At 56.4% G+C, this 21,309-nt stretch carries 19 protein-coding genes and 1 pseudogene; 12 read left to right on the top strand and 8 right to left on the bottom strand.

Annotated elements, in window-relative coordinates; genetic code table 11:
• Positions 1-60 precede the first annotated feature (60 nt).
• The gene (locus ACG98I_RS05570) at positions 61-1,110 is read left to right on the top strand and encodes a CaiB/BaiF CoA transferase family protein (RefSeq protein ID WP_394719031.1); all 1,050 of its coding nucleotides are present in this window, start codon (positions 61-63) and stop codon (positions 1,108-1,110) included.
• A gap of 37 nt (positions 1,111-1,147) precedes the next feature.
• A complete protein-coding gene (locus tag ACG98I_RS05565) occupies positions 1,148-1,906 on the top strand; it encodes an SDR family NAD(P)-dependent oxidoreductase (protein ID WP_394719033.1) in 759 nt (252 codons plus the stop codon).
• A gap of 223 nt (positions 1,907-2,129) precedes the next feature.
• Here the strand turns inward: ACG98I_RS05565 and ACG98I_RS05560 are convergent, their stop codons facing one another.
• Complete coding sequence (locus ACG98I_RS05560) at positions 2,130-2,870, bottom strand: hypothetical protein (RefSeq protein WP_394719035.1); 741 nt, start codon at positions 2,868-2,870, stop codon at positions 2,130-2,132.
• On the opposite strand from ACG98I_RS05560, the gene ACG98I_RS05555 reads away from it, so the two are divergent.
• A complete protein-coding gene (locus ACG98I_RS05555; protein WP_394719036.1) occupies positions 2,854-3,915 on the top strand; it encodes a cytochrome b/b6 domain-containing protein in 1,062 nt (353 codons plus the stop codon). The two genes, ACG98I_RS05560 and ACG98I_RS05555, sit on opposite strands and share 17 nt — an antisense overlap.
• Positions 3,916-3,997: 82 nt before the next feature.
• Here ACG98I_RS05555 and ppk2 read toward each other — a convergent pair whose 3' ends face one another.
• From ppk2 to groL, 4 genes are all read right to left on the bottom strand, one after another.
• Entirely contained in the window at positions 3,998-4,897 is a 900-nt protein-coding gene (ppk2, locus tag ACG98I_RS05550) for a polyphosphate kinase 2 (protein WP_394719038.1), read from the bottom strand.
• Between the two features lie 149 nt (positions 4,898-5,046).
• Positions 5,047-5,172 carry a porin gene (locus tag ACG98I_RS05545; protein WP_394719040.1) on the bottom strand — a complete coding sequence of 42 codons (126 nt, stop codon included), beginning with the start codon at positions 5,170-5,172 and terminating at the stop codon, positions 5,047-5,049.
• Positions 5,173-5,262: 90 nt separating this feature from the next.
• Positions 5,263-5,493: a PorH family porin gene (locus tag ACG98I_RS05540; protein WP_394719042.1), complete on the bottom strand. Its 231-nt coding sequence runs from the start codon at positions 5,491-5,493 to the stop codon at positions 5,263-5,265.
• Between the two features lie 801 nt (positions 5,494-6,294).
• Positions 6,295-7,932: a chaperonin GroEL gene (gene groL / locus ACG98I_RS05535; protein ID WP_394719044.1), complete on the bottom strand. Its 1,638-nt coding sequence runs from the start codon at positions 7,930-7,932 to the stop codon at positions 6,295-6,297.
• A 213-nt stretch (positions 7,933-8,145) separates the two neighbouring features.
• On the opposite strand from groL, the gene ACG98I_RS05530 reads away from it, so the two are divergent.
• The 9 genes from ACG98I_RS05530 (at position 8,146) to ACG98I_RS05490 (ending at position 19,122) form a co-directional block, all read left to right on the top strand.
• On the top strand, positions 8,146-9,486 hold the full coding sequence (locus tag ACG98I_RS05530) for a dipeptidase (protein WP_394719046.1): 1,341 nt from the start codon (positions 8,146-8,148) through the stop codon (positions 9,484-9,486).
• A 97-nt stretch (positions 9,487-9,583) separates the two neighbouring features.
• Positions 9,584-10,921, top strand: coding sequence for a M20/M25/M40 family metallo-hydrolase (locus tag ACG98I_RS05525; RefSeq protein ID WP_394719048.1), 1,338 nt, complete (start codon positions 9,584-9,586; stop codon positions 10,919-10,921).
• 568 nt (positions 10,922-11,489) lie between these two features.
• Positions 11,490-14,486: a Na+/H+ antiporter subunit A gene (locus ACG98I_RS05520; protein WP_394719050.1), complete on the top strand. Its 2,997-nt coding sequence runs from the start codon at positions 11,490-11,492 to the stop codon at positions 14,484-14,486.
• Entirely contained in the window at positions 14,487-14,978 is a 492-nt protein-coding gene (locus ACG98I_RS05515) for a Na(+)/H(+) antiporter subunit C (RefSeq protein ID WP_394719051.1), read from the top strand. It abuts the gene before it with no gap.
• Positions 14,971-16,725 carry a Na+/H+ antiporter subunit D gene (locus ACG98I_RS05510; RefSeq protein ID WP_394719052.1) on the top strand — a complete coding sequence of 585 codons (1,755 nt, stop codon included), beginning with the start codon at positions 14,971-14,973 and terminating at the stop codon, positions 16,723-16,725. The genes ACG98I_RS05515 and ACG98I_RS05510 overlap by 8 nt, the downstream gene beginning before the upstream one ends.
• Positions 16,722-17,246 carry a Na+/H+ antiporter subunit E gene (locus tag ACG98I_RS05505; RefSeq protein WP_394719054.1) on the top strand — a complete coding sequence of 175 codons (525 nt, stop codon included), beginning with the start codon at positions 16,722-16,724 and terminating at the stop codon, positions 17,244-17,246. The genes ACG98I_RS05510 and ACG98I_RS05505 overlap by 4 nt, the downstream gene beginning before the upstream one ends.
• Positions 17,246-17,518, top strand: a complete 273-nt coding sequence (locus ACG98I_RS05500) for a monovalent cation/H+ antiporter complex subunit F (RefSeq protein WP_394719055.1) — start codon at positions 17,246-17,248, stop codon at positions 17,516-17,518. The genes ACG98I_RS05505 and ACG98I_RS05500 overlap by 1 nt, the downstream gene beginning before the upstream one ends.
• Positions 17,518-17,898: a monovalent cation/H(+) antiporter subunit G gene (locus ACG98I_RS05495; protein ID WP_394719057.1), complete on the top strand. Its 381-nt coding sequence runs from the start codon at positions 17,518-17,520 to the stop codon at positions 17,896-17,898. The genes ACG98I_RS05500 and ACG98I_RS05495 overlap by 1 nt, the downstream gene beginning before the upstream one ends.
• Positions 17,899-17,910: 12 nt before the next feature.
• Positions 17,911-19,122: a glycosyltransferase 87 family protein gene (locus tag ACG98I_RS05490; protein WP_394719059.1), complete on the top strand. Its 1,212-nt coding sequence runs from the start codon at positions 17,911-17,913 to the stop codon at positions 19,120-19,122.
• On the opposite strand, the pseudogene ACG98I_RS05485 reads toward ACG98I_RS05490, so the two are convergent.
• The 3 genes and pseudogenes from ACG98I_RS05485 to ACG98I_RS05475 form a co-directional block, all read right to left on the bottom strand.
• Positions 19,084-20,245, bottom strand: a pseudogene (locus ACG98I_RS05485) (glutamate--cysteine ligase). The gene ACG98I_RS05490 and the pseudogene ACG98I_RS05485 sit on opposite strands and share 39 nt — an antisense overlap.
• 45 nt (positions 20,246-20,290) lie before the next feature.
• Positions 20,291-21,007: a LytR C-terminal domain-containing protein gene (locus ACG98I_RS05480; RefSeq protein WP_394719060.1), complete on the bottom strand. Its 717-nt coding sequence runs from the start codon at positions 21,005-21,007 to the stop codon at positions 20,291-20,293.
• A 10-nt stretch (positions 21,008-21,017) separates the two neighbouring features.
• Positions 21,018-21,305, bottom strand: coding sequence for a DUF3263 domain-containing protein (locus tag ACG98I_RS05475; protein WP_394719061.1), 288 nt, complete (start codon positions 21,303-21,305; stop codon positions 21,018-21,020).
• Positions 21,306-21,309: the final 4 nt, after the last annotated feature.

Genomic DNA, 21,309 nt, shown 5'->3' with positions numbered 1-21,309 from the left:
CCTGACACTGCCGCACTTAGAGTAATCCACATCACTTTAAAGTACGTATCGGGAGCATTGATGACAGCGCAACTTAAACCACTCGAAGGCATCAAGGTTCTATCGCTTGGCGGCATTGGCCCAGTACCCTTCGCAGCGATGCTGCTAGCAGATCTCGGTGCGGAGATAACCCGCTTGGAAACCCCCGCAGGACTTTCTGAGACCGAACAGGCCTTGCACGGAATCATTTTCCGCGACCAACCCGCACGCACCACGGATCTCAAAGACCCAGATGATCTGGCTGCAGTTCGTGACATGATTGCCACATCTGATGTTCTTCTCGAGGGTTTTCGTCCCGGCGTGGCGGAAAGGCTGGGTGTGGGGCCGCAGGATTGCCATTCGATTAATCCTGGGCTCATCTATGGCCGCATGACCGGATGGGGCCAGGATGGCCCCCTTGCGCATTCGCCTGGCCATGACATCAATTACATTGCGATTTCCGGATTATTGGAACCCATTGCTGGTTCGGACGGCACCCCAGTTCCGCCCATGAACCTGCTGGGCGATTTCGCAGGTGGATCCATGTACTTGGTGGCAGGCGTTCTGTCCTCCCTATATCGTCGGGATAATCGCACCTACGGCACTGGCGAAGGCGTAGTTATTGACGCAGCAATTGTAGACGGCGTTGCTCACCATTCGGCGATGTTGCATTCGATGCGTGCCGCCGGGCACTGGGATGGCGGTCGTGCCGGAAACCTCCTGGATGGCGGCGCCCCGTTTTATCAGATTTACAGAACTTCTGATGATAAGTGGATGAGCGCGGGCGCTATTGAACCGAAGTTCTACGCGAACCTTTTGGAGGGCCTTGGTCTTTCAGAAGGTTTCAGTGCCAAAGACCAATATGACCAATCACAGTGGCCATTGCTGCGCGAAAAGTTTGCGGAAGCCTTTGCTTCAAAGACCCGGCAGCAGTGGGTGGAGATTTTCCGCCATCTGGAGGCATGCGTCTTTGAGGTTGTCGCTGCTGATGAAGTAGTAGACCACCCGCACCTTTCAGCGCGTGGTTCATATACCGATGCGCGTGGGTTTATCGAACCCACCACCGCACCACGTATTTACCCCGCGCAATAGTTTCACGCGCACCAATTCAGATATAAAAGGAGCAATCATGGACATTTCTTCAAAGACCGCACTAGTGACCGGCGGAGCTTCAGGGCTGGGCTTGGCGACAACGGCGATGCTCGCATCGGCAGGCGCACGCGTGGTGGTGATTGACCTCCCGCACGCTGATCAAACCCAGCTGAACACTCTCGACGGTGAAATCGTCTTTGTCCCCGCTGATGTCACTAATGAGGATGACGTCCAGCGCGCAGTAGATATCGCTAATGACAACAATGACTTAGCCATCGTGGTGAATTGTGCTGGCATGCTCAACGGGTTTAAGACTGCCGGTTCCAAGGGAGCCTTTCCATTCGAAGCCTTCACCAAAGTAGTCAACGTCAATCTCAACGGAACTTTCAATGTCATCCGCCTTGCTGCGCAAGCGATGCTAAATAACCCTGCGCAGGGTGAAGAACGCGGCGTCATTATCAATACGGCATCGGTCGCCGCATTCGATGGCCAAATGGGGCAGGCTGCCTACTCTGCGTCCAAAGCCGGTATCGCGGGAATGACGCTACCCATTGCCCGTGACCTTTCACGCTCCCTGATTCGCGTCATGTCGATTGCCCCAGGCACTTTTGAAACCCCCATGGTGGCAACCATGTCTGATGAGGTCAAAGAATCTTTGGGCAAGCAGGTCCCCCACCCATCACGCCTGGGCAAACCGACCGAATACGCACAATTAGTGAAATCCATCATCCGCAACCCGATGCTCAATGGCGAAACCATCCGCCTCGACGGCGCCATCCGCATGGGAATGCGCTAACACGTGCAATGAAGCACAGACCCAACTCGCCCTTTCTGGGTCTGTGCCAGGTAGGTTCATAAAGTGTCACCGATGCTTTGGGTAATTCGGCTCTCCATTTGGACGCCGTGCAATCGTCGCACACAATAGGACTGTTGAATACCTCCAGGTTTAGTCCCTGGCACACACACGAGCACGCAATCGTGCGCAAACAAGGAAAGGGCGAAACGATGACCGGCAATCTTCAGGATGGTCTCCCCGATGAGGAAGGCACTGTGCCGCGTCCCGCTGCTGTCCCGCCCGCTCCTACCGCCGATGTCCCCGCCGCACCCAGCGCGTACGCGGCCCCCTCGGCTCCCACAGCGCCCCAAGCACCCGCTGCCCCAGCAGCGCCTGCTGCTCCATCCGGTTCTGTGCCCTCGGCCCCTGTAACGCCTGCTGCACCATCGGCTAACTCTGCGCCATCCGCTCCCGCAGCACCCACGGCGCCCGCGGCACCCGCGGTTCCCCAAGCTCCAAGTGTTCCTGCTGCTCCGGCATCGCCCGCAGCTTCCGCACCTGCAGCCCCTAGCGCTCCAAGCGCGCCTGCCGCGCCTCCAGTTTCTGAAACTCCTTCAGCTCCTTCGGTGCCCGCGGCACCGGCTGCCCCTGGTACGGCAACGCCAAATGCTCCAAGCGCACCAAGTGCTCCGCAGGCACCGTCCGTTCCAAGCCCTCCGGCAGCGCCCTCAGCTTCCGCACCTGCAGCACCCGGCGCTCCAAGCGCTCCCGCTGCACCCGCAGCTCCGCAAGCGCCATCAGTTCCTTCTGTGCCTGGCGGATCGACTCCCTCAGCGCAGGTTCCTCCAGCAGCGCCCTCCGCCCCAGCCGCGCCTGGGGTTCCTTCCGCACCAGCTGTTCCTGGTGCAGCTAATCCAGCTCCAAGTGCTCCAGCCGCACCAGCTACTGGCGCGCCAGCAGCGCCGAGCGTGCCGTCAGCACCCACGCCACCTGCGGCCCCAGGAACCCCAGCGGCTGTTCCTTCTCAGCCAGCAGGTTCGACCGCAGCCAAGCCAGCAGAAACAAGGCCTGAGGCAAAGCCTGCTGCGGCGAAGAAAGAAGATGAGAAAAAGTACGGCCGTTTCACACTGAAACAGTGGATTGGTGGCGGCTTAACAGTCATCATTGGGTTGGCAGTCCTACTCGCGCTAGCGGTTTTCGGCGCACGGTATTTCTTCACTACTGAAGTTGGAGCAAACTTCCTCGAACGCTACTCCGGTCATATGGAACTGCCTGAGAATGCACCAGTTGGTATTCCGGCGTGGATGAACTGGCAGCACTTCTTCAATGTCTTTTTCATGGTGCTGATTATCCGCAGTGGTCTGCAAATTCGATATGAGCGAAAGCCAGCTGCGTATTTCACTGGGAAGAACTCTTCGAAGAAGATCAGTCTTACGTTGTGGTATCACCTGTCACTGGATTTGCTGTGGATCATCAACGGCGCCATCTTCATCATTTTATTGTTCGTCACTGGGCACTGGATGCGCATTGTGCCAACCAGCTGGGAGATTTTCCCACATGCGCTGTCCGCAGGTCTGCAGTACCTGACGTTGGACTGGCCAACAGAAAATGGTTGGGCTAACTACAACGCACTGCAGGTCATCACGTACTTCCTGACCGTCTTCGTGGCTGCTCCTTTGGCAATTATTTCTGGTTTCCGTATGAGTAACTTCTGGTCCAAGTCGTGGACTACGGCATCGAAGTATTTCCCAGCACCGATTGCCCGCAAGATTCACTTCCCAGTGATGATCTACATCGTCATTTTCATCATCATGCACGTTGTCATGGTGTTCGCAACGGGTGCGCTGCGCAATCTCAACCACATGTACGCGGCTCAAGGCGATGTCGACCCGACCGTTTATGCCGATAATTGGACCGGATTCTTTAGCTTCTTGGGCTCACTTGTGGTCATCGCAGCGGCCTGGATTGCTGCGCGTCCATCACTGCTGGCTCCTGTGGCACGCCTCTTCGGTAAGGTCACTGCCCGCTAGCACTTCGGCACAACAAAAATGGTCACTCCGGGATTCTTCCTAGAGTGACCATTTTCTTTGCCAGACTGACTAAAAGACCGTATTAATCACCAATCTGATTGCGACCACGCTTCACGATGTGCTCATCAGGTTCACCAACCACCGAGTGGTCTTTATTGGTGTACTCAAACTTGCTCAGAACATAACGCATTGCATTAATGCGGGCGCGCTTCTTGTCATTCGACTTAATGGTGATCCATGGGGATTCATCAGTGTCGGTGTATCGGAACTGTTCTTCCTTCGCGCGGGTGTAATCATCCCACTTATCCAAAGAGGCCAAGTCCATTGGAGACAGCTTCCACTGACGCACTGGGTCAATTTGACGGATAGCAAAACGGGTGCGCTGCTCCTTACGGGTCACCGAGAACCACAGCTTCGTCAAAGAGATTCCAGAGCCCAGAAGCATGTTCTCCAGCATTGGGACCTCACGGAGGAACTCGGCGTGCTGGGATTCGGTACAGAAGCCCATGACGCGTTCCACGCCGGAGCGGTTGTACCAAGAGCGGTCGAAGAATACGATTTCACCGCCGGCTGGGAAGTGCTGAATATAACGCTGGAAGTACCAGGACGTGGACTCACGGGGAGAAGGCTTCTCCAATGCCACGGTACGAGCACCGCGCGGATTGAGGTGTTCGTTAAAGCGCTTAATAGTGCCACCCTTACCGGCGGCGTCGCGGCCTTCGAAGAGGATGATGTGGCGCTGACCGGTTTCCTTGGTCCAGTTCTGCCACTTTAAAAGCTCGATCTGAAGCGCACGCTTGGTCGCCTCATACTCATCACGCGACATGCGCTCTTCATAAGGGTAATTCTCACGCCAGGTCTCTACTGCAGAGCCATCAGGCATGATGAGGCTCGGATCATCCTCGTCCGAGTCATCAACTACATAACCGTCGGTCTTTGCCAGATCGATAACTGGTAATTCATCGTCTTTAATATCAGCCATGAAGATTAGTTTAATCGTAATCCAGAATTCCGGCGCGTTGAATTCATGCCCCTGGTTTGAAAGCCACCGCAAGGCCTTAAGTATGCGAAAAGCCCCCATCCGCAAGGGATGGAGGCTTCACTCTTAACCACTGCTTAGGCAGTAGTTAATTAGCCAACCAGACCGATCAGGTCAGCGGTTGCGCCAGCCCAATCGCCAGCGATCTCGAGCAGGTCAATCAGGCGGCCGAGGATGCCGTCAGAAGAAAGGGTGCCCCAAGATGCGATGAAATCCATTTTTACTCCTTTAGGAAATGCAGTGAACCAGTCTCAATAACTGCTCACTGGCAAAATTTGATGTTGATAGGTTGCCAGACAGGCAGTTAATTACTCGCCAGCGTTTTCGGACTCAGCAGCGCCGTTGCCACCGTTGGAAGAACCGAATGCATTCTGGGTGGTCTCCCAGTCGTCAGCGATTGGGGTGGTGCCATCTTCGCCCTCGGTGAACCAGTTAACGAGGCCACCGAAGAACTCTGCAGGCTTCTGCAGGAAGTCACCGATTGCGCCAGCGAAGGTAGCGAAGGTATCGAGCTGCTCCTGGATGAAAGACAGATCCATGTTGATCTCCTTATGTGAAGTCCGGACGTCTGCCCGGAGGTGTTTGCGGATTTGCAGACACCCTATCGGGCGTCACAGATAACTATTTTGTCACAAACCCGTTGCTTTTCAAGCCGAATTTTAGTGTTGCCTTATTTCCCGCTGATTCAGTTCTGATTTTCTTGAACAATGGTGGCCAGTGGCTGAGTTTTCACCAGAAATCTTCTAATTCATTAAAACAGGCCACTTACCTGCAATTACTTTGCCGTTGAAAATGTTCACTGCAACTTATTTAGACCATTGAGTTAACACCCAGTCTTTTGGGTTCGATATATAGGCCATTTCAAGCCCCAATCATCCAGAAAAATTTTCCTAACAGAGATCACTCTTTACCCTAATACGGGGTTATTTCTTCAGCCACGTGGACGGCACACGGTCGCTCGCGTTGCCCTATTTTAGACAAAATGAATGCAGTTCTACGCTGAGATTAATCGCGTTCGTCCTGAGTATTTACTGGTAAACCACCTCCTGTTATGTATTTAATATCCAACATTCAACTCCTGCCCGGCTGTGAATAACGCAAATCTCCCAGGAAGCTTTAAGGACACGCCGGTATTCACAAAGGCCTCAAGAAGTCGTGTAGGTGTGCCCTGTTTCGTTTAAGCCTTTAGTGAGACAGTTGCAGGCCCTGGGACGGGTTCATAGCTGTGTAGAAGGCGGTTTAGGGCACGAGAAGAGGGCTCACCGCCTGGCGGTGAGCCCTCTTCGTTCTTATCTTCTTAAGCCATTCCTATCTAGAGGCGGCTCGAGTTGTAGCGGAGCTTAGAAGCCCATGCCACCCATTGCGTCAGCATCTGGCATAGCTGGAGCGTTTGGCTCTGGCTTGTCAGCAACAACTGCCTCAGTGGTGAGGAACAGTGCAGCAATGGAGGTTGCGTTCTGCAGAGCAGAGCGGGTGACCTTCACTGGGTCGTTGATGCCAGCTTCCATGAGGTCAACGTACTCGCCGGTTGCAGCGTTCAGGCCTTCGCCTGCTGGCAAGGAGGAAACCTTATCAGCAACGACGCCTGGCTCCAGGCCAGCGTTGAAAGCGATCTGCTTCAGCGGTGCAGACAGTGCGGAGCGAACAATGTTCGCGCCGGTTGCCTCGTCACCGGACAACCCGAGGGAGTCAAGAGCGGTTGCAGCCTGCAGCAGTGCAACACCACCGCCAGCAACGATGCCCTCTTCAACAGCAGCCTTTGCGTTGCGGACTGCGTCCTCAATGCGGTGCTTACGTTCCTTGAGCTCAACCTCGGTTGCAGCGCCAACCTTGAGAACTGCAACGCCGCCGGACAGCTTAGCCAGGCGCTCCTGCAGCTTCTCGCGGTCATAGTCAGAGTCGGAGTTGTCAATCTCTGCGCGGATCTGCTTGATGCGGCCGTCGATCTGCTCCTGAGCGCCAGCACCCTGAACGATGGTGGTGTCATCCTTGGTAACAACTACCTTACGCGCCTGGCCCAGCAGTGGAAGGTCAGCGGTCTCAAGGGAGAGGCCAACTTCCTCAGAAATGACCTGGCCACCGGTAAGGATAGCCATGTCCTGCAGGGTTGCCTTGCGGCGGTCGCCGAAGCCTGGTGCCTTCACAGCAACGGACTTGAAGGTGCCGCGGATCTTGTTCACAACCAGGGTGGACAGTGCTTCGCCCTCAACGTCTTCAGCGATGATCAGCAGTGGCTTACCGGACTGCATGACCTTCTCCAGGACAGGAACGAGGTCCTTGATGTTGGAGATCTTGGAGGAGACCAGCAGGATGTATGGGTCTTCCAGGACTGCCTCCTGACGCTCAACGTCGGTTGCGAAGTAGCCGGAGATGTAGCCCTTATCAAAGCGCATGCCCTCGGTAACTTCGAGGTCAACGCCGAAGGTGTTGGATTCTTCAACGGTAATGACGGAATCCTTGTTCACCGCGCCATTGCCAACGGTGTACATAGCTTCAGCGATCTTCTCGCCGATAGCGGAGTCAGCTGCAGAGATACCAGCGGTGGTAGCAATCTGCTCCTGGGTCTCAATGTCCTTAGCGGATGCGAGCAGCGCCTCAACAACAGTCTTGGTTGCTGCTTCGATGCCGCGCTTGATGCCCATTGGGTTGGAACCAGCTGCTACGTTGCGCAGACCTTCGCGAACCAGCGCCTGTGCCAGAACGGTTGCGGTGGTGGTGCCGTCACCAGCGACGTCATCAGTCTTCTTAGCAACTTCCTTGACCAGCTCTGCGCCGATCTTCTCGTATGGGTCCTCGAGCTCGATTTCGCGAGCGATGGAAACACCATCGTTAGTAATGGTTGGCGCGCCCCAGCTCTTTTCCAGAACTACGTTGCGTCCCTTAGGGCCGAGCGTTACCTTTACTGCGTCTGCAAGAGTGTTGAGACCACTCTCAAGACCACGACGTGCCTCTTCATCGAAGGCAATAATCTTTGCCATTGTGTTTAATCTCCTAGATTGGGTTTCACTCAAGGTTTTTGCTCACGCAGGCGCCCGCGACGGCAGGATTGGTGAGTGCGTACCAACCTCAACCTGGTGTCACCAACCATTCTGGCACTCTCACCCCTCGAGTGCAAGAAAAAATGCTATCGGCGATCGCATCCACGCACCATTCCACTAAATGAGATATCGGTGCGGTGTAGGTTGGTGTGCATGGCTGATATTAAGGACCTCATTAAAAACGATCGCGACACCATCTTTACCCAGCTGTCGGAGCTGGTGAAGTTTAATTCGGTGCACACAATCCCTGAGCTCAAAGACCAGATGAATGCCGCAAAGACCTGGGTTAGCAAAGCGCTTTCCGATGCCGGGCTCGAAGTAGAAGAGCATGTCACCGAAGATGGTTCAGTTACTTTGATCGGTCAGCGAGCAGGCAAAGAGGGTGCGAAGACAGTGCTGCTTTATTCGCACTATGACGTGGTACCAGCGGGCAACCCGGAGAAGTGGGATTCTGATCCTTTTACGCTGACCGAGCGTGATGGTCGTTGGTATGGCCGTGGCGCAGCTGATTGCAAGGGCAATGTGGTTATGCACCTGGCGGCGCTGCGCGCGCTGGAGCAGACTGGCGGCACCGATTTGAATATCAAAGTGCTTATTGAAGGCTCTGAAGAGATGGGCGGTGCGGGCCTGTCCAAGTTGATTGCGGACTCACCAGAAGCATTTGCTGCCGATGCCATCTTGATCGCCGACTGCGGCAACTGGGCCGTGGGAGAGCCAACGCTGACGTCATCATTGCGTGGCTCCGCGCAGGTCCGTGTCCAGATGGATACCCTGTCTTCACCAGCGCACTCTGGCCAGTTCGGCGGCGCCGCACCGGATGCCGTAAAAGCCTTGATGCGCGCGCTCGATTCGCTGTATGACGAGACCGGCGCAACTGTTATCGAAGGCACCGATTCCACCGCCAAGTGGGAAGGTCGCTCCTACCCCGCCGAGGACTTCCGCGCTGATGCCCACCTGCTTGAGGGCACCGAAATTGCCGGTGATGACAATACTGATGCTGGTGACTTAGTGTGGGCCCGCCCATCGGTCACCGTCACCGGTTTTACTTCCACCCCAGTGGACCAGGCAGTCAACGCCGTTCCCGCAACTGCCGAGGCAATGCTCAACGTGCGCGTGCCAGCAACCGCCGATCCGCAAGAAATCGCCCAAGCAGTCATCGCACACCTCGAGGCGCACACGCCTTTCGGTGCACATTTCACCGGCGAGATCATCGAGGCCGCGCGTGGATTCGAGACCGACCTCACCAAGCCTGCGCTCAAGCTGCTGGAGCAGTGCCTATCCGAATCCTACGACACGGAAACCACCACCATGGGCATGGGCGGTTCCATCCCACTGACCGTGGAACTTCAAGACGCGCACCCACATGCAGAAATCGCGCTCTTTGGTGTCGAAGAACCCCAGGCTGCTATCCACTCCCCTAATGAATCGGTCGATCCTTCTGAGATCGAACACATCGCTATCGCTGAGGCACTCTTCCTGCAGCAATACGCCTAATCTGCGAAATTCGCTTCCTACCACCTAATACGCAAGCGCGGCCCGAAACATATGCGTATTAGGTGGGTCACATCTCGTGTGGCTAAGCTTGATGTTTATGTTCACACCTTCCAGGGACCGTATTTTCACCGATCTTCAACAGATGGTTGCGTTCGAGTCTGTCCACGGCGATGACTCTGTCCGCTCGCAATACGAGGCCAGCGCCGAATGGGTCAAGAATGCTTTTCTTGGCGTCGGCGCCTGCGCAGAAATCATCGAGGGCGTGGATAAGTCCCTCGCTATTCTCGGTGAGGTCCCCGGCGATCCAAATAACAACCGCACGGTCTTGCTTTATGCGCACCATGACATCATCGCGCTCGGTTCGCGCGAGGATTGGGATAATGAACCACTAGAAATCACTGAGCGCGATGGTCGCTGGTGGGGTCGCGGCACAGCAGACTGCAAAGGTCATATCGCCATGCACCTGGAGGTACTTCGTCTCATTAAAGATGAGCCGAACCTTCCCACCATCAAATTTGTCATTGAAGGCTCGGAGGAAAATGGTGGCTTGGGTCTGAAGCAGCTGCTCGAAGATCGCCCGGAGCTCTTTGAAGCTGAAGCCATCTTCGTGGTGGATACCGGCAATACTGAACCGGGTGCCCCATCGGTTATCACCTTGCAGCGAGGTTCGGCGCAGGTTCGTGTCCAGTGCGACACGATGGACGGCCCCGTGCATTCCGGAAAATTCGGCGGTGCTGCTCCTGATGCCGTCGCGGCCCTGATTCGTGCCCTGGATTCCATCCGTGATGACACCGGCCGCTGCATCATTGACGGTGTGGACTGTACCGGCGACTGGGATGGCGAAGAGTACCCCGAAGATAAATTCCGCCTCGACGCAGGACTCTTGGAAGGCACCGAGCTTCCCGATGGCGATATCGCCAGCTTCATCTGGGCCCGCCCCGCCGTAACGATCACTGGTTTTTCTTCCACACCGGTCGAAGACGCAGTCAACGCCGTTCCCGCCACCGCCCAGGCACACTTGAATTTGCGCGTTCCACCGCGTCAGCGCAGCAGTAAAGGCAAGCGCATCACCACCGCTAAGACCGCGAATCTACTCATCGAGCATCTGCAAAACCACACGCCGTGGGGCGCTCAGCTCAGCGCCGAGGTCTTGGCTATCAACCGCGCCTACCGCGCGGAAGAGGACGGCGAAGTCCTCAATCTGCTGCGCGAATGCATGTCTGATGCCTATGGCGTGGATGCCAGCGAAATCGGCACCGGTGGTTCCATTCCGCTCACGGTCGAGCTCCATGAAGCTTTTCCGGACGCAGAAATCGCGCTCTTCGGCGCCGCCGATCTCACGTCCAATATCCACTCTCCTCAGGAATCAGTCGATCCTTCAGAAATTGAGCAGATGGCCATCACAGAAGCGCTCTTCCTCACCCGCTTTCGCTGAGATTGCTTGCCAACGCGTGAACAAGTGCAGACAAGTAACGTCAGCGAACGCCCAAGCAACCGCACAGCGCACAGATTTCAAACAGGGACACATAGTTGTGGCAAATTTAACTAACTTACATTTTTCACCCACCTGCACGTCATTAGTCACATGCGCAACATGCCGCGATATGCACAATCGTGCAGCGCACAGCGAACTCACATCATTGAACACCTATCTATCACGTGATAGATAGGACGAAATTGCCCCATATAATACTGTATAAATGAAAAGTTCCTTTTAAATATTCCGCACGTCACGCTACTATTGACGATATTGGCCGCGCCGTTTTCTATCGACGCCGCCTCAATGCGTTGCATTTATGGCACGTGTTCGAGATTCCTTGGATGTTGCAGTATTTCGTGGTGAATTAGCACTGGTTCTAGAGCTAGCTTTACCGTCGCTGGGACAGCGCGGGTAGAAGTCGATAAACGGAGATTTTGAATGAAGGTGGCCCTTTAAGACTGTCCGTTTCTTGAAGTATTTATACAATGCTTCGCTAACTTAAAGTGGGAGAGCACCGACTACTGTGCTGATATTGCTGTTAGCTCTGATTGCCGCGACAGTGTGTGCACCTTTTTTGATTCACACGCTGGGGCGGCCCGCCTTCGGAATCCTGGCCCTGGTGCCCGCTGGAGGCTTCATCTGGGTTGCGCAACAGTTGATTCAAGGAAACTTGGACCACCAGGCCAGCATCGAATGGATGCCGGCCGCGCACCTCAACTTAGACTTCCAACTTGATGGCCTCGCGGCGCTGTTCTCCCTGATTATTCTCGGTGTTGGCGCGCTCGTGCTCATTTATTGTTGGGGATACTTCGACTCCACTCCACTGCGCCTGACCTTATTCGGCGCAGAGATGATTGGCTTCGCCACCGCCATGTATGGCCTCGTCATCGCGGACTCCCTGCTCTTGATGTACGTCTTCTGGGAAATCACCTCCGTACTGTCGTTCTTACTGGTCTCCTACTACGGCGAGCGCGCATCATCACGCCGCGCCGCTACCCAAGCGTTGATGATTACCGTCGCTGGTGGCCTTGCAATGCTGGTCGGCATCATTATCCTGGGCCGCCAAACTGGCGTGTGGAGATTCAGCGAGATGGTCGCCTATGACGGCTGGGCACAGACCCCATTCGTTACTGTCGCCATCTGCCTCATCCTCGCCGGTGCACTATCGAAGTCCGCGAATATCCCACTGCATTTCTGGCTTCCGGGCGCAATGGCCGCTCCCACCCCGGTCTCTGCGTACCTGCACTCCGCTGCCATGGTGAAGGCCGGTATCTACCTCGTTGCACGTCTCGCCCCAGAATTCCATGTCGTGGATTCCTGGCACCTGGTGGTCATCCCGATTGGCTTGGGCACCATGCTGCTCGGCGGCTGGATGGCACTAAAGCAGGTCGATCTCAAGCTGGTGCTTGCCTACGGCACTGTCTCCCAACTCGGCTTCATCATTTCGATCATGGCTATCGGTTCCCGCGAAGCCATGATGGCAGCACTCGCCCTGACCTTTGCGCACTCACTGTTTAAGGCCACGCTCTTTATGATCGTCGGTGCCATTGACCACGCAACAGGCACCCGCGAAATTGACAAACTCTCCGGCCTCGGCCGCAAGGAGCCAGTTGTCTTTGGGCTGGCAATCATCTCCGCGCTCTCCATGGCCGGCATCCCGCCGCTGTTTGGTTTCGTCACCAAAGAAGCGGCTATTGACGCCGTCATGAATGAAGAACTGCTGGTTGGCATGCCACGCAACCTGATGATGGTCGGCATCATTCTCGGTTCTGTGCTCACTATGGGTTATGCATTGCGTTTCCTCTGGGGCGCATTTGCTACCAAGAACGGTGAGATGACCGAAGACGTCAAGAACATGCATAAGATCTCCCCACTGCTGTGGATTGCTCCAGCAGTGATGACCGCACTGACCGTGTTCTTTGGTCTCTTCCCAAAGATTATGTCCGATGCCATCAACCGTCACCTCGACGTGATCTACGGCGCCGATGGCAGCTACTTGGCGCTCTGGCACGGATTCAACATTGCGCTCGGCATTTCTGTTATCATCATTGCTGCTGGTTGCTTCCTGCATTGGCAGCGTCACCTACTCAAGCCATTACAAGGTGAGTACGCGGCACTCGGCAACGCCGATAATGCTTATGACGCCATCCTCGTGGGTTTGCGCAATCTCTCCCTGCGCATCACCGCGAATACTCAGCGTGGCTCTCTCCAGCTGAACCTGACCACCATCTTCGTGTGTTTGATCCTGCTGCCTACTTTCGCGATTATCTTCGGAAACATCACCGATGTCCGCATGATCGTGGCGGAGAACCCATGGCAGTTCTTCGCAGCGTTGGTCATCATCATGGCCGCTATCGCAGCCACCATTACGCATAACCGCCTCTCCGGTGCCATCATCGTGGGTATCACCGGTTATGGCTTGGCGTTTATCTTCGCGCTCCACGGTGCCCCAGATCTGGCGCTGACGCAGCTGTTGGTAGAAACCATCATCTTGGTCTTGTTCATGCTCGTGCTACGCAAGATGCCACCGAATACCGAATGGCGTGGCGAGCCTAAGCACAACCGCCTGCGTGCATGGTTGGCAATCGCCGTCGGCATCTTGACCGTGGTGCTAGGAATGTTCGCCATTAATGCACGCACCGAAGATTCCATTTCCAAGTTCATGCCGGACTTGGCTCAAGACATCGGCCATGGCGCCAACACCGTCAACGTGTTGCTCGTGGATCTCCGTGCGTGGGATACCTTCGGCGAGATTTCCGTTCTGGTCATCGCCGCAACCGGTGTGGCTTCGCTCATTTACGGTACACAGTCCTTTGCCCGCGAGTCCCGCCGTCCTACCTTGCGCGTCACCGGTCGTCGCTGGCTGGCCGCAGGTGTGGAGTCTGAGCAGCAGCTCAACCGCTCGCTCATGGTGGATGTTTCCACCCGCGTGCTCTTCCCTTCGATGATTGCGCTATCGCTCTATTTCTTCTTTACCGGTCACAATGCACCGGGCGGCGGCTTCGCCGGCGGTCTGGTCGCAGCACTCGCATTGATTCTGCGCTACCTCGCCGGTGGCCGTGCCGAGTTGGAAGAGGCACTGCCTATCGATGGCGGACGTGTCATGGGCGCAGGCCTCGTCTCCTCCATCATCGCTGCCATTGCCCCCATGTTCTGGGGTTATCCGCCGCTGGCTTCTGCATACACCAGCGTTGATATCCCGCTGATTGGCGGTGTGTCACTGCCATCGGCACTGATCTTCGACCTCGGTGTGTACCTCATCGTGATTGGCCTAGCACTGCACGTGCTGCACTCACTGGGCGGAAAGCTGGATGAGGAAGAAGAAATCCGTAAGCAGCGTGCGCGTGACCGTGCCCGTCAGCTGGCGCGCAAGAACCGCCAGCGCAAAGCCAAGGTGAAGGCCATGGCCACGGCAGAGACCTCACCGGATTCTTCACAGTCGCCGAGCCCGCCGGAAAACCCGGCGCCGACCAACCCGAATGCCACCACCACTGAGAATCAGAAAGGAGAGGAGAAGTAAATGGAAGCCAACCTGATGTACCTCCTCGCCTCCGGCGTGTTGATGGCTGCGGGTACCTACCTGGTGCTGGACCGCGCGATGACCAAGATGCTCTTGGGCATTTTGCTCATCGGCAATGGCGTCAATCTGCTCATTCTCCAGGCTGGTGGCCCTGCTGGTTCCCCACCAATCATGGGGCGCGAATCCACCGAGCACGGCGAGCAGATCGCCGACCCATTGGCCCAGGCCATGATCTTGACCGCGATTGTTATTGCCATGGCGATGACCGCATTCATCTTGACCTTGGCTTATCGCCAGTATCGCTACCGCACCGATGACGTCATTGAAGATGATATTGATGACGCGGCTATCGCAGCGATGGCGCTGCGACCTTCCGCAGCCCCAGACCAGGATGCGTCTTCGGACCCCACCACTGGTCGTGCCACCAAGGAAGGCGATTCATTTGGTCCGCGGTCCTTCGAGGATCCGGTAAAGGGGGTTAAAGATGAGTGATTGGCTCGTGTCACTTGCACAGATGCTGGTTCCATACACCAGCTACCTTATTCCCCTGCCGATTATGATTCCGGTCCTCGGTGCTGCACTCACGCTGCTTCTCCAGCGTTTCCGCCAGGCCCAATCAAATGTCGCCTTCATCATGCTGGCACTTTCTTCCGTGGTCAGCGTGGTGCTGCTGCTGATTGCAGATGTCGACGGCATCCAAACCTTGCAGATTGGCGGCTGGGACGCCCCTGTTGGCATCACGTTGGTTGCTGACCGACTGTCTGCCGTCATGCTCTTTACTTCTTCCATCGTGCTGTTCTCAGTCATGTGGTACGCCATCTCCCAGGGCGTGCGCGATGGCAACGAAGATGAGCCCGTCACCGTCTTCCTGCCTACCTACATGTTGCTGACCATGGGCGTGAACGTGTCATTCCTCGCGGGTGACTTGTTCAATCTTTATGTCGGCTTCGAAATCTTCCTCGTGGCCTCCTATGTGCTGCTGACTCTTGGTGCTTCACCAGCGCGTGTGCGCGCCGGCGTTGGCTACGTCATGGTGTCCATGGTTTCGTCGATGGTTTTCTTGCTCGGCATCGCATTGACCTATGCCGCAGTCGGCACCGTCAACATGGCGCAGATTGGCGTGCGCATGGCAGATGTCCCCGAAGGCACGCGCACCGCTATCTTCGGCGTCCTGCTGGTCGCATTCGGCATCAAGGCCGCAATTGTTCCGCTGGATGCTTGGCTTCCCGACTCTTACCCCACCGCCCCGTCCCTGGTCACTGCAGTCTTTGCGGGCCTTCTGACCAAGGTCGGTGTTTACTCGATTATCCGCATGCGTTCGGTTGTCTTCACCGACGGCTCACTGGATACTCTGCTCATCTGGGTCGCATTGGCCACGATGATCGTGGGTATTTTGGGCGCAATGGCGCAGACCGATATTAAGCGTCTATTGTCATTCACCCTGGTCAGCCACATTGGTTACATGATTTTTGGTGTGGCTTTGGGTACTGCTCAGGGTCTGTCTGGCGCGATCTTCTACGCCGTGCACCACATTCTGGTCCAGACAGTGCTCTTCCTCGTGGTCGGCCTCATTGAACGCCAGTCCGGCACCTCGTCGCTCAGGCGCTTGGGCTCACTGCTGTATACCGCACCCATTATCGCGATCTTGTACTTCATCCCGGCAATGAACCTGGGCGGTATCCCGCCATTCTCCGGTTTCATGGGCAAGATTTTGCTCCTGCAGGCCGGTGCCAATGAGGGGTCCTGGATGGCATGGGTTCTCATCGGTGGCGCCGTGGTCACCTCGCTGTTGACCTTGTACGTCATGGTGTTGGTTTGGTCCAAGGGCTTTGTGCGTGACCGCGCCGATGCACCAGAGGGCCACGTTGCACTTGCACGTCCAGCACCGCTTGTCGATGTCACCGATGAAGTCCAGTACTCTGACCGCGCCGACGTTGGCCGTCTGCCCTTTGGCATGTTTGCTTCCACCGCCCTATTGGTGATTGCATCCACGTCCATTACTTTCCTTGCCGGCCCAGTTTCTGGTGTGACCTCGCGCGCGGCTGAATCCGCACAAGATCAGTCGATTTACCAGGACGCAGTGCTCGGCGACCACGCTGATGACCCAACGCGTCATTTGGATCCGCAAGATCGCTACATTGACCGAGATTCTTTGGAAAACCGCGACCACCCACTTCCAGAGCCCGGGCCAGCCGTGAATTCTGGTTCCTCAACGAATTCGCAGGAGGATGAGCAGTGAGAAACACCATTACTGGGGCCCGCCACCGCTTCCGCCCCGCGTTCATCATCTGGCTGACATTGATGTGGTGCTTGCTCATGGGCGAGTTCACTTGGGCCAATCTGGCCGGCGGTCTGCTGGTTGGCTTCGGCATTGTCTTTCTTTTGCCACTGCCAGCCATGCCCGTGGGCAATATCCAGGTCTCCTGGGGCAAGCTGATTCGCTACATGTTCACCTGGTTCGGTGAGTTGTTGTGGGCATCGATACGCGTGGCATGGATTGCGGTACGTCCCGGCGAGATGCCCAAAAACGCTATCCTGTGTGCACCCATGCGCGTGGAAAATGAGCTGGTGTTGTCATTCGCCGTTGTGCTGTACAACCTGCAGCCGGGCGGCACCGTCGCCGAAATCGACATCGCCAACCGCATGCTGACCGTGCACGTTCTGGATGCCAGCACCCAAGCCGATATCGACCGCGAAATCAACAACCTGGTGACCCTGGAACGCCGCATGATTTCCATCTTTGAAGGGAAGCGTCGCTAATGGATCCAATAATTTACAACACCGGATTGGCCATCGCCGCTGCAATGTTCGTCATCGCCTTTTTGATCACCACCTGGCGTATCGTTAAAGGTCCCAACTCCATGGACCGTCTCGTCGGCATGGACGGTTTCACCGCCATGTTCCAGTGCTCCATGGCCGTCTATATTTGTTGGACACTCGACACCACGGTGTCTAATGCCATGCTGGTCGTCGCGCTGCTGGGCTTCATTTCCACCGTGTCGGTGACCCGCTTTAGGAAGAGGGATAATTAATGACATACGCACTTTTTGCTGATATTGCCTCGCTCATCCTGATTTTATGCGGCGGCGTCCTAGTCCTCTCCGCTGCTATCGGCGTTGCCCGTTTCCAGGACCCTATGTCTCGAATCCACTTTGTCACCAAGCCACAGACCGTCGGTCTGGTGTTCACCATCTTGGGCGCGGTCATCCGCGTCACGGGCTCTGAAAATTTCGGTGTGGCCGAACGCGGCGATCTAGGGATCCTTTTCCTTTTGGTACTCTTTGCTATGTTGACCAGTCCGGTCACCGCACAACGCATGACGCGTATTTCGCGCCGTGAAGGTCTATATGCCGAAGATGACCGCATCTCGCGCAATGACCACCCTGCCACCAGGCAAATGAGACGCAAATAGAGGACCGATATAGTGAAGAAAATCTGGGGATCGACCACCCTTGTACTGCTACTTGCAGCATTTGCCACGTGGTCTATCTACCGGATTTTTCACTATGAGGGCGAGCATGCGCTGAAATGGCGCGTGCCGCTCGATCTCAACATCTACATCATGGCCGGCGCGGAAGTCGCCAATGGCCAATTCCTTTATGACAACGCCTTCATCGGCGACTTACCTTTTACGTACCCGCCTTTTGCCGGCGTGGTCTTTACCTGGCTGAGCTATTTAAGCGATAACTGGATCATCATCGTCTGGCAGATCGGCACCGCCGTTGCGCTCATGTTCGTCTTCCTGCTGGTCTTCCGCGAGCGCGGCTACGGCATGCGGCCTGTTACCTGGCTGCTCAGCGCACTGCTATCACTTGCTGCTGTTGCCTTCCAGCCTGTCCAGGGCACCCTGCATTTCGGCCAGATCAACGTCTTCCTCATGCTGCTGGTCGCGCTCGACTTCTTACCCAAGCGCCGCCTCCCGGGCATCGGCATTGGCCTGGCAGCAGGGCTTAAACTCACCCCTGCCTTTTTGGGCCTGGTATTGCTCTTCCAGCGCCGCTGGTGGGCGGCCGGCATCTCCATCCTGACATTCTTTGTCACCGTCGGTATCGGCTACTGGTTCATCCCCGACGCGCATGATTTCTGGACCCGCGCGATTTTTGATTCCTCCCGCGTCGGCGACCACACCAATCCCGGCGCGCAATCCATCCGCTCGCTCATGGAACGCGAATTCGGAATCGATGGCGGCCCGCTGTGGGTGGCCATCATCCTCATCATCTTTGCGCTGACATGCCTGGCGGTCTACGTCGCAGTTCGCCGCAACAACGCGACCGTCGCGATGGCCCTAACCGGTATTTCTTCTTGCCTGGTGTCCCCATTTTCTTGGTTCCACCACTGGGTCTGGGTCGCTCCACTCCTGCTGGCGATCTTGCTGGGGGTCAATGAGTTTATCGGCAAGCATCTGCGCGGTGTCATCGGCGCCCAAGTCGCCGGCTTGGCAAGCTTTATCACGATGATCATCTTCGCCTTGCCATACGTCGCCATCGTTGTCTGGGATGGCACGTCTTATCAGCGCCTCGATGACATCAACACGCTCGGCGCCTTGGCGTTTACCGGCACCGGCGTGATTTTCATAGCCCTCTATGGGCTGCTGGGATTACTCGGTCTCTTCCACCAGCGGAAGCAGCGTATCTAGCTCATCGCAGGTCATATCGACCGCTGCTTTCCAGTCACCGGTTTCTTCATGACGGGTGCGCTGGCGCTCATAACCTGCGCCGCGGTCGATGATTTCTAGCACCAATTCCAGCTCCCGCGCGCAGCCCAGTTCGCGCGCCAGTGGCATAAGCTGCTCCACCATATCTGCTAGTTCGTCCTCGACCCAGCGCTCATCGGTCTCACGCGAAGTAATGACCAGGGCGCCCATGCCATAGCGCGCTCCGCGCCACTTATTTTCCGCCACGTGCCACGGCTGCAGGGTAGGCAGCTCCTCGCCCGCATCAATCATGCGATCATAGTGCACCACCAAACAGTGCGTGAGCGCCACAACAGCGGAGAGCTCGCGCAGATTCGATGCCGCATCAGACACGCGCACCTCAATAGTGCCCCACTTCGACGCCGGGCGAATATCAAAGTGCATCGAACCGGTGTGGTTAATTACGCCCGAAATCGACTGATCCCGCATGTATGACTGCCACTGCGCCCAATCCTGAAATTGGTACGGCATGCCGGCGGTAGGTAGCTGCTGATATAGCATCGTGCGGTTTGACGCGTAGCCAGTATCCAGGCCATCCCACCCCGGGGAGCAGGCCGAAATAGCCAGCAGATGCGGGTACTTGGTCATCAACGCATTAATAATCGGCCACACGCGGTCCTCATGAGAAATGCCAACATGCACGTGGGTGCCCCACAGCAGCATTTGCTGTCCCCAATACTGGGTGCGGTTGATGATCTCCGAATAGGTCTGCTTCTCCGAGACCGGGTTCTTGCGAAAATCCGAGAATGGGTGTCCCCCCCGACGCCCACACGCGCATTCCACGTTCCTCAGCCGCAGCTTGAACTGCGCGCACTCCCGTGGTCAGTTCCGCAATAGCTTCCGGCACGTTCTGGCAAATGCCCGTAACCAGTTCGACCGTATTTTGCAGGAACTCTTTTTCGAGATGAATATCCGGTGCCGTGACTGCCACCGCATCAACGATTTCAGAAGCACGGGGCACCAGGTCGCGGGTTTCGGGATCTACCAGCGCGACTTCCCACTCAACCCCCAGCGTTGGCTGTGGGGAGCGGGCGAAGATTTCTTCGACGTATTCCGTGTTACTCACTGGTCTATCGTACCCAGTTCCCCGCCTGCTGCGGAGGATTACATTCTAATTCTCAGTCAAGACCAAGGTGACACCATCGCGGGTGTTATCAGGCAGCGAGTCAATGTTCTCGCGCGCTACACCGTTGAACTCATCGGCCAACTCGCGTGCAACGCCTTCTGCTTCAGCATTACCCGCTGGGAAGAAGACGGTGGTCTGTGGCAGCACATCATCGGAAAAATTGCCTACCTCGCCCAGCTCGTGGCCATCAGCACGCAGACGATCCGAGACATCGGCAGCCAGGCCCTGGGTAACGGAATTATTCAAGACGTTGACCTTCAACGGTGCCGGCGCTGGCACAGGTACAGCACCCGCTGCCTCGCCTGCATCGCTGTCACGTCCTGCGGCCTCAGCATCATCAGCAGCTGCGTCCTCGCCATCGCGCTCAGCCACAGCACCCTCGGCGTCTTCAGCACCGTCGGCACCAGCATCGTCACCATCTTCCGGTGCGAGCGCCTCAGCGGATTGCTGCGCAGTATCAGCGCCCACGGTGCCAGGCTCCTGGGCCTGCTCGCCGTCTTGCGCGGTCTGTTCGGAGGTCTGCTCCGTGGCCGTATCCGTGGAGTCATCTTGGGTGAACGCATATAGCGCCCACAGGCCAAACATAACGGCTACAGCGATGAGGACCATGGCGAATCCGCGCAGCGGCAACGTGGTGCCCCCGGCGCTGTTATTCGCGTCAGTGGTATCTTGTGCGGAATTATCTACAGTCTCATTAGTCACATCTGTAACACTAATGCTCATCTGTTGGGTTTTCGTGCGCGGCGCGCCGAATATCATCGCGTTGCCCACGTTTTCTGAGCAAGCGTTTGACCAGTACCGGGTTATAAGCCAGCGCCTCAGGCAATTCCAGAATCACGTTCAGCCGCTGGTGGTAGCGCACCGGCGAAATATCCAGCTCGGCGCGAATCGCCTTTTCTTTCAGCGCAATGGCCTGCGGCGCGCGCAGTTCAAAATCCAGGATCTCCTTATCCATCTGGCTGAGATCGCCCATCCCATTGCTGTTTTTCGCGCTAGTCATGCTT

The organism is Corynebacterium sp. L4757 (assembly GCF_043673995.1).
Taxonomy (GTDB): domain Bacteria; phylum Actinomycetota; class Actinomycetes; order Mycobacteriales; family Mycobacteriaceae; genus Corynebacterium.
This window is presented reverse-complemented; position numbering and strand designations above follow the sequence as displayed.